This is a genomic window from Paenibacillus helianthi, assembly GCF_001909055.1.
In the GTDB taxonomy this organism is placed as follows: domain Bacteria; phylum Bacillota; class Bacilli; order Paenibacillales; family Paenibacillaceae; genus Paenibacillus_AQ; species Paenibacillus_AQ helianthi.
In genome coordinates this window covers 150,826-167,966 of record NZ_LVWI01000081.1, presented here as the reverse complement: position 1 = coordinate 167,966, position 17,141 = coordinate 150,826, and the positions used below count along the sequence as shown (strand labels likewise).

At 47.0% G+C, this 17,141-nt stretch carries 10 protein-coding genes; 3 read left to right on the top strand and 7 right to left on the bottom strand.

The features are described from left to right. Positions 1-436: 436 nt before the first annotated feature. The 7 genes from A3844_RS27830 to A3844_RS27800 all read right to left on the bottom strand — a co-directional run bounded on the left by A3844_RS27830 (position 437) and on the right by A3844_RS27800 (position 13,604). Positions 437-2,956 carry a glycoside hydrolase family 3 N-terminal domain-containing protein gene (locus tag A3844_RS27830; protein WP_083607057.1) on the bottom strand — a complete coding sequence of 840 codons (2,520 nt, stop codon included), beginning with the start codon at positions 2,954-2,956 and terminating at the stop codon, positions 437-439. Positions 2,957-3,314: 358 nt separating this feature from the next. Beyond that, on the bottom strand, positions 3,315-4,205 hold the full coding sequence (locus A3844_RS27825) for a carbohydrate ABC transporter permease (RefSeq protein ID WP_074109140.1): 891 nt from the start codon (positions 4,203-4,205) through the stop codon (positions 3,315-3,317). Between the two features lie 12 nt (positions 4,206-4,217). After that, entirely contained in the window at positions 4,218-5,147 is a 930-nt protein-coding gene (locus A3844_RS27820) for an ABC transporter permease (RefSeq protein WP_074109139.1), read from the bottom strand. Positions 5,148-5,264: 117 nt separating this feature from the next. Further along, positions 5,265-6,800: an ABC transporter substrate-binding protein gene (locus A3844_RS27815; protein WP_074109138.1), complete on the bottom strand. Its 1,536-nt coding sequence runs from the start codon at positions 6,798-6,800 to the stop codon at positions 5,265-5,267. Between the two features lie 215 nt (positions 6,801-7,015). Then, positions 7,016-8,629 carry a helix-turn-helix domain-containing protein gene (locus tag A3844_RS27810; RefSeq protein ID WP_244169873.1) on the bottom strand — a complete coding sequence of 538 codons (1,614 nt, stop codon included), beginning with the start codon at positions 8,627-8,629 and terminating at the stop codon, positions 7,016-7,018. Further along, a complete protein-coding gene (locus tag A3844_RS27805) occupies positions 8,595-10,376 on the bottom strand; it encodes a sensor histidine kinase (RefSeq protein ID WP_074109137.1) in 1,782 nt (593 codons plus the stop codon). Before A3844_RS27805 ends, A3844_RS27810 begins: the two co-directional genes overlap by 35 nt. A 570-nt stretch (positions 10,377-10,946) precedes the next feature. Next, positions 10,947-13,604, bottom strand: coding sequence for an adenosylcobalamin-dependent ribonucleoside-diphosphate reductase (locus A3844_RS27800; protein WP_074109136.1), 2,658 nt, complete (start codon positions 13,602-13,604; stop codon positions 10,947-10,949). A gap of 535 nt (positions 13,605-14,139) precedes the next feature. Here A3844_RS27800 and A3844_RS27795 point away from each other — a divergent pair. Genes A3844_RS27795 through A3844_RS32515 form a run of 3 tightly spaced genes read left to right on the top strand, consistent with a single transcriptional unit; the run spans position 14,140 to position 17,136 of the window. Next, entirely contained in the window at positions 14,140-15,885 is a 1,746-nt protein-coding gene (locus A3844_RS27795; protein WP_074085120.1) for a DEAD/DEAH box helicase, read from the top strand. Continuing rightward, positions 15,882-16,961 (top strand): YqhG family protein, encoded by a 1,080-nt coding sequence (locus A3844_RS27790; RefSeq protein WP_074085119.1) that lies wholly within the window; start codon positions 15,882-15,884, stop codon positions 16,959-16,961. Before A3844_RS27795 ends, A3844_RS27790 begins: the two co-directional genes overlap by 4 nt. Before the next feature lies 1 nt (position 16,962). Beyond that, complete coding sequence (locus A3844_RS32515; protein WP_167374754.1) at positions 16,963-17,136, top strand: hypothetical protein; 174 nt, start codon at positions 16,963-16,965, stop codon at positions 17,134-17,136. Positions 17,137-17,141 lie beyond the last annotated feature (5 nt).

The window sequence follows — 17,141 nt, the reverse complement described above, 5'->3', positions numbered from 1 at the left end:
CCGGAGGGTTCTTCACTGTTGTTCCAAGTTCTATACAGTTTCCTTGGCCTTCGTCTATAGTCGCGAGACTCGGCTCCCTCTTTTCCCCTTCGCAGGGCCTTTTTGACGACGCGGCAGGATTCACTTCATGTTGCGGCCTGGATTGTTGCTCGCCCGATCTCCGACCGGTACTTTTGTCGATGCGCTTTTACACACAGATTTCGCCATGTGCAAGCATCCTAGCTACAAAGGCGGCTTGGTCCCTCCTTGGGTTGGACTTTCACCAACTAGATAATGCGTGCCTCTGGGCACGCCAACACTAAAAAAAGAGAGGCCGCAACCTCTCTTAACCTAAATTTACCGCAGTCTGTATTCACCCTTTTCGTACTTAGCCTCTGGGAATATGTCTTCACTCCTAAGTCTCTCAGGCGAATCTATCCCACGGTATTGTGGTGGTTTATAGCACAAGTTCGAAAGATGTCTCTTTCACATCACGGGAACTCGATCCGATATATACCTTGAAATCCCCCGGTTCAGCTCCATACTTCAGCTCCGGATTCCAGTACACCAAATCCGCTGCAGTAATACTGAAACAGATTTCCTTCGCTTCACTTGCTGCTAACTGCACTTTATTGAATCCTTTTAGCTCTTTTACAGGACGGACCACACTGCCATAAAGATCCTGAATGTACATCTGAACGGTTTCTTCTCCCGGTACCTGTCCTGTATTGCTGACCGTGACGCTAGCGACTATCGTTTCTGAATCCGTCATCTGCGTTTGTGATAACCGTATGTCCGAAATCTCAAAAGATGTATAGCTTAGGCCGTAACCGAACGGGTATAGCGGGTCATTGGAGCCATCGATGTATCTGGAAAAGAACTTTTCCCCTTTATTGTTTTCCGTTACGGGTCTCCCTGTTTTATAGTGGCTATAGTATACCGGTACTTGTCCGATATGGGCGGGAAAACTCATTGTCAGTTTGCCGGTTGGATTATAGTGGCCTAAGAGCACATCGGCTATGGCATGCCCGGCTTGTGATCCCAGAAACCAGGTCTCTACAATGGCATCCACATGACGCTCGAACCAATCTAATACCAGGGGTCTTCCATTGGTCAGGACCAGTACAGTCGGCTTGCCTACACGAACAATGGCTTCCGCTAGCTCCTGCTGCACCTGCGGCAGCGTTATATCCATGCGGGACGCCGCCTCACCAGACATTTCGCTGCTCTCTCCAAGTGCCAGAATGACGATATCCGCTTGTTCCGCCGCTGCAACAGCCCGTTCGATTCCCCCATCCACTGCTTCTTCAACCTTACATCCCGCTTCCATCAGCAGATGTGTCTTCGGAAATCCTTTCGCCTCCAGACCCTCTCTCAGCGTAACCGTCTCCTTCGAATACCGGGACCACTGCCAGGGGCCGAGCATATCCTTGCTATCACCGAATGGACCAATGACCGCCAGCTTTTGTTTCTTGTCTGCAAGCGGGAGAGCGCCGTTATTCTTCAACAGGACAATAGACTTCTGAGCTAACTTTCGGCTTGCCTCCAAATGCATCGGATGGAAGTGGTATTCCTTCTCTTTCTCCGGACGAACATAGCGAAACGGATCATCCATAATGCCGATCTTGTACTTAAAGGTCAATATGCGCCGTACAGCTTCATTTAATTGTTCCTCCACAACGAAGCCCCGTTCTATTAATTCATGCAGATGGTCATATGAACGGGTCACCATTTCTATATCCATGGTTGCCTCAAGCGCCTTTTGAGCTGCTTCCTTGCTGTCTTTTGCATTTCCATGAGCGACAATTTCATCTATCGCACCATAATCCGAGATCAATATCCCGTCAAAGCCCAGCTCTTTTCGAAGCAATTCGTTAAGAATGTACCGGTTGCCTGCCACCGGCACGCCTTGGTACGTATTAAAGGAATTCATAACCGATCCTGCGCCGGCTTCAATCCCCGCCTGGAATGGCGGTAAGAATACATTGCGGAGCGTACCTTCCGAAATATCCACTGTATTGTAATCCCGGCCTGCTTCTGCAGCCCCGTATGCCACGAAATGCTTCAAACAAGCAATGATCGTCTCCGGATCAAACAGGCTCTCCCCCTGGAATCCTTCGACTTGAGCTTTGGCGATTAGGCTGCCCAGATAGGGATCTTCGCCAGCACCTTCCACGACACGGCCCCATCTCGGGTCTCTGGTTATATCAACCATGGGTCCGTGATTATACGTTATACCGGTAGCACTGGCTTCTTTCGAGGCAATCGCGTTAGCTTCTCTGATTGCTGCCATATCCCAGCTGCAGGACCAGGCAAGCGGAACCGGAAAAATCGTCTGAAAGCCGTGGATCACGTCAAAGTTAAATAATAATGGGATACCGTGGGGGGATCGTTCGACCGCGATTTTCTGCAATTCGAACACGCGGTTACTGTTTACGGCAGAGAGTATTGAGCCTACCCGGCCTTCCATTATCAGTTTTTCTGGCGTTTCAGACTCGATATCTGATCCTAGGGAGAGGTTCGTAGACATACACTGGCTCATCTGACCGATTTTATCGGTAATGGACATCTTGTTAAGCAGGATTTCTACTGCTTCACGGATCTCTTGATCGTTCCGTGGCTTCACATCACTTTTTCGGTAAGGAGAGAGCGTTGAAATCAGCAAATCTTCAAGGGATGGACCGGTCCCTTTCATACCCTTCACGAAGAAGGCCTCCTGGTATGGAAGTTTGATTCTGCCCTGGAATTCCTGATCTTCAAAGGCCAAATCAAATTCGAAGGATTCGCCGGGGACAAACTGGGAGATCCCTCTGGCTTGCAATAGATTCCCTTCAACTGTCACCGTGTGGATCTCCACTGGAAACGGAAAAGGCTCTAAGATAACGGATAATGTAATATCTTCTTTTTTATCAATGATGAACTGCATCTTTATCGTAGTATCCGGGGTTTGATGCAGAAAATGCCAAGTACCAATCATACGAATCAACTCACTTTCAAGGATGATTTTGAAGGGGAACAGGCTTTATTTCTTTTCTGCAGGAACTCTTCAGCTTGGAATTGCAACACATGTTCCGGATTACGGTTGCGGAAGCATATTACTATGCGCTGAGGCAAGGCTCCTCCAGATATGTTTTTCTCTCCGTTCTTATTGTAATAGGCCTGAATGTCTACCCCTACAGGGGAAAGCTTCGATACTCTTTAATATCTTTAGATAACGCTGTCTTCTCAGCAAATCATTAATGAGGTAGCGAAGCATTTCTCGGGATCAGAGGTTCGATGCGAGAAATTGCCAAGTACCGATCATACGATTCAACTCAATTTTCATGTTAAATGAATCAACCCTTGACCGCACCGAAGGCCAAACCTTTTACGAAATACTTCTGAAAGAAAGGATACGCAATCATGATTGGAGCGATGCTGATCACGGCAATCGCCATACGGAACGCTTCGCTCGGCAACTCTTGCATTGACCCGCTTGCCAATGAACTCACTTTACTATTGTTGGCCAGAAACTGAATGTTGCTCATCAGTTGGTTCATCACGGTTTGCAAGCTGTATAGTTTGGGATTTGTAAGGTAGATCAGGCCATTGAACCAGTCATTCCAATACATAAGTCCCTGCAACAGGCCGACCACCGCCAAAATGGGCAAGGAGAGCGGCAATACGATTTTGCGGTAAATTGTAAACTCTGTGGCACCGTCTATACTCGCCGATTCCAGAACCGAGGACGGTACGGTCGTCATGAAAAAGCCTCTCATCATCATCACGCTAAATCCATTCATTAATAGCCCAGGTACAATAAGCGCTGCCAGTGTATTTTTAATATGAAACAGCTGGGTATAGATGATATAAGTCGGTGCCAGTCCGCCGTTAAACAACAAGGTAAAGAACAGAAGAAAAGCAACGATATTGCCACCAGGTAAATCCCGGCGGGAAAGAGGATAAGCCAGCATTGACGTAATGAGCAAACTGGCTGCAGTTCCGAATACGGTGACAAAAATAGTGATTCCATAGGCATTAAAGATTAATGAGGATTGCTGCCATATATATTCATAAGCCGCAAAGCTTATCTCCTTCGGAAAGAAGGAGTATCCGTTCTGAATAATGGATTGCTCATCGGTTATAGATGAAATGAAAAGAAGTAAGAATGGACCTACGCAGGCAAGAGATAACAACAGCAAAACGATATGAGAACCCCATTGCCACAAACGATTTTCACGATACATAATGATTCCCTCCTAGAATAAAGCATTATCCTTGCTCAATTTTCGAACCGCATAATTCGAAAGGATGACAAGAATGAAGCCAACAACAGATTGATACAACCCTGCCGCTGCTGACATCCCGATATCTCCAAGCTGCATGAGTGCCCGGAACACGTACGTATCAATGACGTTAGTCGTACTGAATAGAGCCCCCGAGTTCATTGGCACTTGATAAAACAATCCGAAGTCTGAGTAGAAGATGCGTCCTATACTAAGCAGTGTCATCATGATAATGATGGGAGTTATTAACGGGACCGTGATCTTTCGTATTTGCTGCCACTTACTCGCCCCATCTAGCATAGCCGCTTCATAGTAATCCTTATCAATACCAATGATGGCGGCCAAATAAACTACACAGGAGAAGCCAATGCCTTTCCATAAGTTCACAATGACCAGGATAAATGGCCAAAACTTGGGCTCATTGTACCAAGAGACGGGGTCTATCCCCAGTGCCGGCAGTATCGTCTTATTCATTAGGCCCACATTGACGCTTAATAACGAATACACCAGGTAACTTACTAAAACCATAGAAATCAAATAAGGAAGCAGTAAAACACTTTGATAGAACTTGACTGCCAGTTTATTCTTGATTTCATTCAAGAGAATAGCAGTTCCAACACCAGCAATCAGACCCAGCACAATAAATGCTGTATTGTACAGAATCGTGTTACGAGTAATGAGATAAGCATCAGATGATGAAAATAAAAACTTAAAGTTCTGCATACCGTTCCAGTCGCTTCCCCAGATACCCTTCGCAAAATTAATATCTTTAAACGCAATGGTGATACCATACATGGGCAGATAGTTATTTATGAGCAGATATGCAACCCCCGGTAACATCATTAAATAAAGGGGACTGTATTTCCATATTTTCTTCCTCGCATTACCCAGTCTGCTATTCATCGATCAAAACGCACTCCCTTCGATCTCAACCTTGTAAACTAACCGTTTAAAAGCACTGGCAGGAAGTAGAAACGGTCATGCAGCCGCATGACCGTTTCTACCATTACAAATACCTCGTTATTGCTTTGCTTTTGCCCATTCATCGAGTTGTTTTTGCTTTTCCGTGATGACCTTGTCGATCCCGGCTGTTTTCAAGTTTTCTATAAACTTTGGCAGAATTTTATCCGGGTCAACGCTTCCCGTTTCAAGAGGGAGGGCATATTGGGTGATCACATTTCCGATGGCAGCAACCTCTGTCTTAACCGGCGTAGGGTCGAATGTGAAACCCAATGCTTTCGATTTGGTCGCCGACGCATTAAACTGTTTCACTTTCTCCCACAAGTCGGGGTCGGTCCCATTCCAGAGGTAGGAAAGAAATTGATTGCCGAACAGCCATCCCATATTCATGTAATATCCCGAAGTCTGAGCATCCACACCTTCGGGAAAATCAATGATATTCCCGGACTTGACTACATAATGTTTCCCCTCAATTCCCCAAATCAGCAAGTTCACTATATCTTTATCGGAGTACATCAGGTTAAGAAACTCCATTGCTTTGTCCGGAGCCTTTGAGTTTACAGTGATCCCCCACATCGTATTCGTTATTTGCGACGTCGTGGATACTGCGGGTTGCGAGAATGCTACGGTTTTCATAGGTACACCGCCAGCGGGAGTTTCAGCAAGTACTGCTGCAGGGTGCGCACTAAGTAAATATGCGAAGGCTTGATTTGATTTAATCAGATCGGACGGGTTCGTTTGATTGGTCGAGGCATCCTGAAGAATCAAACCTTCTTTATACCACTTTCTGAGCATTTGAAGCTGCTCGGCATATTCTTTTGTCTCATAAAGATTGACCACTTTTAAATCATTATCATAGTTAGGCAGAACGCCGAGTTGATTACTGAGATCGTCAAATGTTTTGTAGTTATTTAGTATTGATGCGCCTACAGTCGACGGGATTAAAGGAGCAATATTGGGTTCGCCGGCTTTAACTGTTTTAAATACATCTTCCAAATCTTCAAGTGTTTGAAATTTGCCGGTATCAATTTGGTACTTTTCCACAATATCCTTACGCATTGAAACACCATTAACAGTGGCCATTTCATGCAGAGTTGGTACGCCATAAATAGAGCCCTTCACTTTTGATGCTTCTAGATAAGCCGGATCCAATGCTGCGGTAATCCCTTGCCCATGTTTTTTCAGAAGTTCGTCAATAGGAATTAATTGACCTTGTGCGATCGCTGAGTTGTAATTATAAATAGTGGGCATCAGATCAAGTTTTTCACCGCTGGAAAACATCAAATTCGTCTGCTGCATCCAATTCGAAAAACTAATGGGCAGTAATTTCACCCTAACATTAATTTTCTCCTGAGCAATCTTGTTAACGGCATCCTCAATAAGAGACATATCTTTTGGTAGTGTACCAAAAATCGGAAACGCGACCGTTAATTCAGTCGGTTTTTCCGCAGGTGCTGCAGACTGACTCGAATCCGCCGTCGCTCCTTTACTATTATCATTTCCACTATTACTGCTGTTATTGTTACCACCGCAAGCGGACAATAGCAGCATGGAACTGGCGAGCATCACACTCAACAACTTCAGTCTTTTCTTCATAATTCTCCCCCATTAATCATAGATTCCCTACTTATGAAACCGTTAACAAAAAGGAGTTAAGTAGTGGATAGTTATATTTTACTTTGGGCCACGTTTCGAATCCGCTCCTCGAACGACTTTCCATTATTCATTTGACGACTAACATTCCACATATAAACAAACCAGTCAAGCTGAACTTGACTGGTTTCATTATTAGATAATTCATAAATTTTGATTCAACTATGCAGTGTTTTTTGATGTACCTGACGATATTCATTAGGATTCAAATTAGTATGCTTCTTGAAGGTTCGTGAGAAATGGGAAAAATTCGAATATCCAATTTGGGATGCTACTGCACTGATCGGCATATCAGTCTTCACAAGAAGTTCTTGCGCAATTCTTAGCCTTTCTTGTAATAAATAATCTGATATGGCCATTCCCGTTTCTTTTTTAAATATACGGGTCAAATAATCCGGATTAAGATACACATGATTGGCAATTTCTTCTCGCGAGAGATCCTTTGAAATATGAAGATTGATAAATTGGATCACTCTTTGTACCACGCTTTGGGACTGCTCAAGGGAAAGGATATACTCCTTCGCTTTAATGACAGTATACTTCACCCATACTTGCAAATGGGTCACGGAACGGGTTGCGTTTTCACTTACCTCCTGGGAGTTGAGATCGCTGAAAAGTTGGTGTGCCTGTATTCCTTTTGTCTGGAGGATATAATGCATCATTTGTTGGAAATTCTGATAGAATCGTTTCAAAAAATCCGCATTTAAAACGTCCTTATCCACCCCGTTTAAATATTGCATCGCTTCTGTTAATACTTTATCAAAGGCTCCCTCCTCTAACATAACAGACCATAACCTTATGTCAGCCGGCTTATAGTCGAAGGAGTGTACTTTAGGCTTTGATAGCAAAAGAACCTTATTACTGTATGCAACATTATTTCTTTCCATTTCTTTGAGCTTGCTCACCGTTTCTAACATTCCATGCCCATGAACTTTCTCCCCAATGTAACAGGAAATATCACAATAGAAATAGTGACTACATGCCTCAATATAACGTTGGCTTGATTCTTCCAACTCGGATATATCCTCTTGCTTTTCATCAATTGGAATGATAACCAGTATTCTTCTGTTGCCTAATGAAATAATCGTTCGATCTTTGCGGGATTCAAGGAGGATCTCCTCCGCTAAATTTTTGAGGGCATACTCCAGTATTTTTTCATCCCGGAGACTTAACGGTTTGTACCATCTCTGAATACTCAAGAGAACAGGTATAAAAACCATATCCTCAAAATAAGAAATATTCCTGTCTGCCGCGGCTTGACTAATGGCTTTCGGATTTGAAGGAACCGTTTGGTTCAATATATCCTGCCAGAAACGTTCAATTAACATCGGTTGATTTTGAAACCAGAATTGCCCGAATTGGCTGTATTGAACCATTTCTGATTCCTTATTAATCTTATCTATCGCCCTTTCAAGTACTTTTTCCAGCTCCGCAAAAGGTACCGGCTTCAGAATGTAATCAAGACCTCCTAACTGAAGGGCCTGCTTAGCGTATTTAAAATCCGCATGACAAGTTAAAAATATCGTTTCCGTTGATGGATAACATTCTCTAACCCATTCTGCCAACTCCAGACCAGTTGCCTGCGGCATTTCAATATCGCAAAGCATGATGTCAATATGTTCTTGAACGAATATTTCTTTGGCTTGTCTTACGGTATACGCTTTGAATACAGCAGTAATCCCCAGCTTGTTCCAATCGACGCCTGAGTAAATTCCTTCTACCGCATGGATTTCATCATCAACGATCAATATTTGATACATTCGCCGATCCATCTCCCGGATATGCCTCCTCCTGATAAGGAAGCTTGATTTCGATTACAGCCCCGTTCGGGTAGCCATTATAACATGATATGGAGGCATTCTCACCGTATAAAAACGATAACCTCTTCTTAACATTCCAAATCCCGATATGTTCACCTTGCTCATCTACAATCCGATTCCCCAAATTAATATCAGCCAAAACTTGATCCGAAAACCCCCTGCCTGTATCTCTAATAATAATTTCTACATAAGGGGTTAAACTTGTTTCCTTTAAATCGAGTGTTACAGAAAGATCCAAGGGTTCTTCCAATGTAATACCGTACTTGATCGAATTTTCCAGAAAAGTTTGAATCAACAATGGCGGAATCTGAATCTCTTCCAAAAAGTCCGGGTACTCAATTCTGCATTTCAACTGATCAGGAAATCGCATTTCTTGAATCCGAATGTAGTTACGCACATGCTGTAGCTCCTCCTTTAAGGAGACAAAGGACAGATTACTGCGAAACATAAAGCGAAAATATCCTACTAAACATAGAGTCATTTCTTGAATCAACTCATAATTCTTCACCTGAGCCAGGTTAAACAATATATTTAATGTATTCATAAAAAAATGAGGATTTATCTGTAGTTGGAGATGCTGTAGTTCAGCCTTTTGTTTACTCAATTGCTCTTCGTAGACGTTTATTTTTAATTCTTCTATTTGCGACATCATTCTATCAAAGGTTTGATTTACCAGAAGAAATTCATCTGAAGTATTATTATTCCCTATTCGAACATTAACAAAACCTTTGTTGATTCTATTCATGGCTTTGATCAGTCGTTTAAGCGGGACTAACAATATCCGATGCAGAAACATTAGACTGAGTGGCAATAAAGCAATGGCTGCGAAGGATAACCATCTTATCAATTGAGTCATCATCGGCAGATTCTGCAAAATCTGCTCGTTCATAATGGTAGCCGCCAGAGCAAAATCACCTCTTTGGGATGCTTCACCAACAACCAATATATTATTATTCCTTCCGGTAAAATAATACTGCTGGAATCCTTGTGAAAGATCCACCTGCTCATCTTGAAGCAAAGTGGTGTTAACCATAGGCTCCCCTTGAGCGGTAACGAGTAACGCACTGCCTTTTGTACCAAGATCAATCAAGCTCATCGGACCCAGGAGCGTCTTCGCTTTTACCCAAGCTCCAATGTAAAGATTACCCGATTTTATTGTACGAAGAATGTAGAATGTGTTTCCGATTTCTTTAACATACCATTTAGGATTTGTCGGCTTGGAAGAGTCTGCAAGCTGATTTAAATGCTGAATAAGAGAGTTATCTACTTCTACTTTTTCTGAATAGGTAATGGAAGACTGGCTAACACTTAGCAGGTCTTGACGATCCTTTTGAAAAATGAAAAAGGCGTCAATTGATTTATAAAAAAGAATATTATTCAATAAATTAAGCGATAAATTATGTTTCGCAAGCTGGTAATCATCTTCAGAGTTAGGACTATCCATAGACTGAATATCAAAATTCAATGTCGCCAAGCCTAATACATTTTTTTCCGCAGCCTCCAGCTGAGTATCGATCTGTCCCATATATAAAGAGATCAAGTTTTTATTGGAGATAGCTACTTGGTTATGTACGACATTAATGCTGTAATAGTTGTTATAAATGAGCAAGGTAAGAAGAGGAACGGTAACTAGGACTAACCCCGCGACCAGTTTTAAACGAATAGAGTTCCAGGAAATATGAGGGAATCGAATACCCATCAAACACCCTCCTTTTTATCTATGCCCCGCCAAGTCATGACAGGCAGATGTTCATATAGCTTTCTTAAAAAAGGATATCTCTTATAGTGTCAAACTTTTAAAGGTTTACGTCTACCGCTTTAACGACCTTTCTTTATACATTTTCCGATATTATTTTCTTATATCCTCCATTCCATTCTCTGTCCAACCCGTATATATTAGATTCATCTTTTGTTTCAAAAGAACTGGAGCATGTTTAGTAGCATAAATATTAAATTCGGACATGACCTTTTAAGAGCAATGGATCATGTCGCTGCTTCTACTGGCTCTGCGTGCCATTACACTCAATAGTATATATGCCGAAAAGCCCCGCTTCGCGTTAAGGGAAGGACAACGATTGAATTTATAGTCTCCGCACTAAAATAAGTGATCGCCCTGCACCTGCCGCTTTAAATTGTAATCAGTGTATACAAAAAACGGCAGCAATTAGGCTATGCTGCCGTGTAAAAGTTAATATAACAATGATCTTGATATGGAAAAATTAAATATATTATGAAAATTAATCTATGAAAATCTACCTAACAGCTATCCTTACCCGCACCGGCTATATCCGCAATTGCTGCAGGTCTTGCAGCCTTCGATGTTAATCAGCGAGGCGCTGCCGCAGGATGGGCAGAGGTCGCGGGAGGCGGTGGCGTGGCTATGTGTACCGTGACCGCCGTGACCGTCATCTGTGGAGGCTGCCGCTGGCACGCTTGAGTTCAATTCTGCATTCCAAGTTTCATTGAAATCAAGCTCCAGAGTAGCCGCGATTGGAGCAGGCACATCGTCTTCATGGGCGTTGTTCTGCACATGGGTTTCCAGGGCTTTGGCTACTGCGTCGGCGATGGACTCGACACGGTTCGCGCCGAAGCCGATGGCGCCGGAGCCGCCGATGCCTTTGAGATGCTTGATCAGCAGCTCAACCTTCTCGCCATGGTCGCCGTAGCGTAGGAACAGCGAGCAGACACGGCCCAGCGCTTCGGCCATGGCGAAGACGTCGGAGCCGGCCTTGCCGACATTCAGGAAGATTTCGGCCGGAATGCCATCCAGGTCGTTAATGGTGATATACGCCATACCAAATGGCGTGTTGATCTTATAGGTAGCGCCGCGCAGGACCTGCGGGCGTTTTTTGTATTGTTTGTCTCCGCTGCCTGTGGTGCTGGCTTGCGGTGCTGGAGCTGCCGCTACAACTGCGCTGGCTGTTACAGCCGGTGCAGCAGGTTCAGCGGCTGGAGCTGCGGCTTCCGCTGCCGGAGTTTCCTTCTTGTCTTCCTTCTTCGACGTTTCCAGAATCTGTACGTCACGGCTACCGTCACGGTAGATCGTTACGCCTTTACAGCCCAGATCAAAGGCCATTTCGTACAACTCTGCGGTTTCCTCAACGGTGAAATCGGACGGGCAGTTCGCCGTCTTGGAGATCGAGCTGTCCACCCAGCGCTGGATCGCCGCCTGTGCGCGGATATGATCCTTCGCGGACAGATCCATCGAAGTTACGAAGTAGTCAGGAAGCTCTTCCCCCGGATGGGCTTCCAGCCATTCCTGGGCAATCGGCACGAACTGCTCGTCGTAGCCGAGACGGCTCTGACGGAAATATTTGAAGGCGAAATACGGCTCAATGCCGGTCGATGTGCCTACCATGGTACCCGTGCTGCCTGTAGGTGCCTGGGTGATCACAGTAACATTGCGCATGCCGTGCTTGCGGATGGATTCGCCGACTTCAGGGTAGGTTTCGGTGATGTTTTTCATGAATCCGCTGAGCAGATATTTCTCTGTGTCAAAGGCCTGGAACGAACCCTTCTCGCCGGCAATTCCGGACGAGGCCAGGTAAGCTTCGCGTGCCATGAAACCGTAGAGCTTGTCCAGGAACTCCAGGGATTCCGGGCTGCCATAACGGATGTTCAGCTTGATCATCAGCTCGGCCAGACCCATGGTGCCCAGACCTACACGGCGTTCCAGCTTCTGGTTCGCTTCATTTTCCGGGAAGTGGTAAGGAGTCTTGTCGATAACATTGTCCAGAAAACGTACAGAATAGCGGGTGGTTGTCGCCAGATCGGCCCAATCTACATCATGATTCTCCGCGTCATAGAACTTGGAGAGGTTGATGGCGGACAGATTACATACGCCCCAGCCCGGAAGACCCTGCTCGCCGCATGGATTGGTGCAAATAATCGGGTTGAAATACCAGCTGTTGGACATCTGGTTGTAGTACTCCATGAATACAACACCCGGCTCCGCCGATTTCCATGCCGATTCAATAATGGTATGCCATACCTCACGCGCCTTGACTGTGCGGTAAGGAATCACGGCCCGGCCGTCGGCCTTCCATTTATCCAGATCGCCGTCCCAAATGGTATCGTAATCCGGATCTGTCGTATCCGGGAATACCAGCTCCCAGTCCAGATCTTCCTTCACTGCCTTCATAAAAGCGTTGCTCACGCATACCGACAGGTTGGCGTTCGTCACCTGACCCATCGTCTGCTTCACGGTAATGAAATCAACCACATCGGGGTGCCAGTCATTGATCATCAGCATCAGCGCGCCGCGTCGGCTTCCGCCTTGTTCAATTAGTCCAGTGGTGTAGCTGAACAATCCGCCCCAGGATACGGATCCGCTGGACGAACCATTGACACCTCTTACGATAGCGCGGCGCGGGCGAAGCGAGGACAGGTTAATGCCTACGCCGCCGCCGCGGGCCATGATCTCAGTCATTTCAGACAGCGTCTGCATAATGCCCCCACGGCTGTCTTTTGGCGAAGGAACGACATAACAGTTGAACAGGGTCAGTTCTTCACTTGCCCCGGCACCTGCTGCAATGCGTCCGCCCGGAACAAGCTTCCAGTCATCCAGAATAGACCGGAATTTGCCTGTCCATTCTTCCTGAAGCTCAGGGGTTTTCTCTACTGAAGCCATGGCGGATGCGAGCCGGTCCCACATTTCCTCCGGGGTCTTTTCTATGTTAAGTGTAAGCTTCTCCACATCTGACTGTACAAGCTCGCCACTGCGCGTTTTTACAGTTACCGTACGGCCGTTCCGTTCAACAATTTCCCCGACTTCCTTGGTAGGGAACTTCGGATCGTCTTTCGTCAGCACGAGCACAACATCGCCTACCTTGGCATTGTTGTTGTCTGCATCCTTCCAGGCATAACGGTCCAAAAATATTTTTTCGCTCAGACCTTCAAGACGCTGTTTGCGTTCCACTGTACTCAATAGAAAAACCTCCCGGATATTGTGATATGTAAAACTCTCCAAGTGGAAACGGCTTCGCCGTCCTTTTAAGGGACAGAATCCGTTTCAGCGTGAAATATAAGGATGATTTATAGCGTGAAACATATAAATCCTTATATTTCAAGAAATATAAGGATCGGCCGGCCTCACGGAGCGGTATAACCCTCATATTCCAACCGGAACTCGGCGGATTGTGACTGCACCCGGCTTGGACGCAGAAAGATCCTCTTGTCAATAAAAAATAACCGAAAATTGCCCGGTGTAATCAAAATTTCAAGCATTTGTAACAATATATTGTGTCAGTCAGCTTTTAAACTATACCACATATTGTGTGGAAGGTCTTTTTCGAAAATAGGAGCCTCTCAGCGAAATTTCGGCAAAAGATGGCACATTTACTCCCTCTTGCTCGCTATTTTACAACATCGGACCGAAAATAGCAGGTTATGAAACCTTTCTTTTAAGAGCATACTACTGCTACACATTCCGATATGAACCAAGCGCCGGAGGAGGCTGCAACATGACGCAATTATTCCGTAATCCATTACCGGAAGAGGACCCGACCAACGATAGCGTGCTGCCTGTACCTCTGTCATTCGAGCGAAAATGGCTGGATGAATTAGAGTCAAGTCTGGAGAAGGGCGGCCCTTGGGGCAATTGGAGACTATCCCGGTTGGCCATTCAAGGTGAGAAATCCGGGCTCGTAACCAGCTTTGATGAGCTGCAGTGTATGAAGCATCTGTCCGGACTCTCCCCGCTCCCCCACCAGCTCGATACCGCTCACAAGGTACTATTCCAAATGTCCGGGCGCGCCATCCTCGCCGATGAGGTAGGGCTTGGCAAGACGATTGAAGCCGGACTCGTGCTGAAGGAATATCTGGTACGGGGGCTTGTGACAAGGGTCCTCATTCTCGTTCCTGCATCACTGGTGCTTCAATGGGTACGCGAGCTGAACACCAAATTCGGCATTTCTGCAGTAGCCCAGAAGAAAGCCTACTCCTGGGATAACTCTATTGTAGTCGCCTCCATGGATACCGCTAAGCGGGATCCGCATAAGGAAATACTGCTGAATCATGAATACGACATGCTGATTATTGACGAAGCCCATAAACTCAAGAACAAGAAATCAACTAATTATCTGTTCGTCCAGCAGCTACGCAAAAAATATTGTCTCCTGCTCACCGCCACGCCGGTTCAGAATGATCTGGGTGAGCTGTTCAATCTAATCACGCTGCTGAAGCCGGGTCAGCTCGGAAATCAGGGGGACTTCGCCACTAATTTCGTGGTAGACAAGCGCCAGCCGAAGAATGAGGTTCAGCTGCGGGGCGAGCTATCCAAGGTCATGATCCGCAACCGCCGCGGCGAAGGTCCGGTCAACTTCACAAAGCGCAAAGTGCGCAATATTCCGCTCACGCTCTCACCGGAGGAGAAAGTATTATATGACGGGGTTACCGCCTTTGTCAAAGACCAGTATCAGGAAGCGGGCGGCAATCTCAGCAGCATGCTCTCCCTGGTCACGCTTCAGCGCGAGGTGTGCAGTAGCCGTGATGCCGTATTTATCACCCTGGTCAACCTGATCAAAAAGCTTCCGGCCGACTCGCCAAAACGCGAGCGGATGATGGAGCTGCTCCAGACCCTCCGGACGGTCAAGACGAACACAAAAGCTGAGAAAACCATGGAGCTGATCCGGGGGATGAACGAAAAGGTAATTGTCTTCACCGAATATCGGGCTACTCAGGAGTACCTGCTCCAGTACTTCCGCGATCACGGTCTCCAGTGCGTAACCTACTCCGGCGGCATGAACCGGGGCAAAAAAGACTGGATGATGGATCTCTTCCGCGGCCGCGCCCAGGTGATGATTGCCACCGAAGCCGGAGGCGAAGGCATCAACCTGCAATTCTGCCACCATATGATCAATTTTGATCTGCCCTGGAATCCGATGCGGGTGGAGCAGCGGATTGGCCGTGTACACCGGCTGGGACAGGAGAATGATGTGGTGATCTACAATCTTTCGACGGAAGGCACCATTGAGGAGCATATCCTTCATCTGCTGCATGAGAAGATCAATATGTTTGAGATGGTCATCGGCGGACTGGATGTTATTCTGGAACGTTTTGAGAAGAAGGAATCTTTGGAGAAAAGCCTGTACAAGATCATGCTCGAAGCCCGCAGCGACGAGGAGCTGCGCAGCGGACTGGACCATATCGGCGAATCGCTGAGCGAGCTGACACACGGAGTACGGGACGAAAGCGAGGCTGGAGCATGACACTTACGCCACAGGAAGTGCGAAAGCAAGTCATGGATTATCTGGAGGCCACAGAGTGCTCGATTATCGAAGTGTCGCCACTGCATGTGACGGTGAAGCTCTCGCCGCGCGCGGACCGGATGCTCACAGACCGGCCTTATTATTGGGGGTTTGTCGAGCGGACGGGCACCCCGCCGGAAACGCTGTCGTTCACCTTCGTCTTCGATCCGGAGAAATACGATCATTTGGCGGCAGCCGCTCAGGCGGCCCCGACCTCCAGACAGCCGCGCGGAGCGGGGGACCGCACAGCCGCGGCTGGACTGCCGGCCGGAGCTGGCGCGGCCGGGATGGAAGCCGGGGCGGACACCGGCGGCACCACTACCGGCGGGCCTCTAGCCGGGACGGCACCACCGGAGGGCTCGGCTGATCCGCAGGACAGCATCCTTGCCCGCTTCTTCGGGTTCGTTCCGCCACTCCCCCGGATCGGTCCCGGCATGATCAGACGCGAGGACGTCACCTACGGCAGCAAGCGGCTGGGGCAGATCTGGTCAGCCGCCCGGGAGGAAGGCAAATGCCTGCAGCTCTTCGAGGATCCGGGAAGCAGACAGCGGATGACCTTATTCTCGGCAGCCTATGAGCCTTGGCTCGCCGTCTGCTACAAAGTGGAAATGAGCTGTGACCTGAAGCGGGAGGAGCTGCATTTCATCGGCGTCTCGCTCACCTCTGGCCTGATTGTCCCGGACTTCGAAGCGAAGCTGGGGTCACGTGAATTGACGCCGCGCTTGCCCGAAAATATTCACATAGAGCCCTCCGGGCTGAGCCTTGCTGCCGGAGCCGACAAGCTGGAGGGCTATCTTACTTCCAAGCTGGCTCTGCTGGACTACACCTGGGCCGAGGAAGCGCGTGAACGGCTGCGGCTGGAGCTGAGCATTGTAGATATCTATTATGAGGAGCTGCTTAAGGAGCAGGATGAGGAGAAACGGCTGGCGATCCTTGAGCAGTACAACCGCCGCCGCAAGGAGACAGCCTGGCAGTATGAGCCGCAGATTGCAGTTTCTGCCGTCACCTACGGCTTGTTCCATCTGCGGAGCACATAAGATGCGACCCGGCTCGCTAAAAGCAGGCAAAAAAACAGCGGAATTCCTGCACCGCCGCGGACAGCAAGCAACAGCCTTTTCAGAGCTTGTCCTCTACAATACAATCAGTACTTCCGACAAGTGGAAACGGCTTCGCCATCTTTTTATGGATGGTATTCGATTCAGCGAGAAATAGAAGGA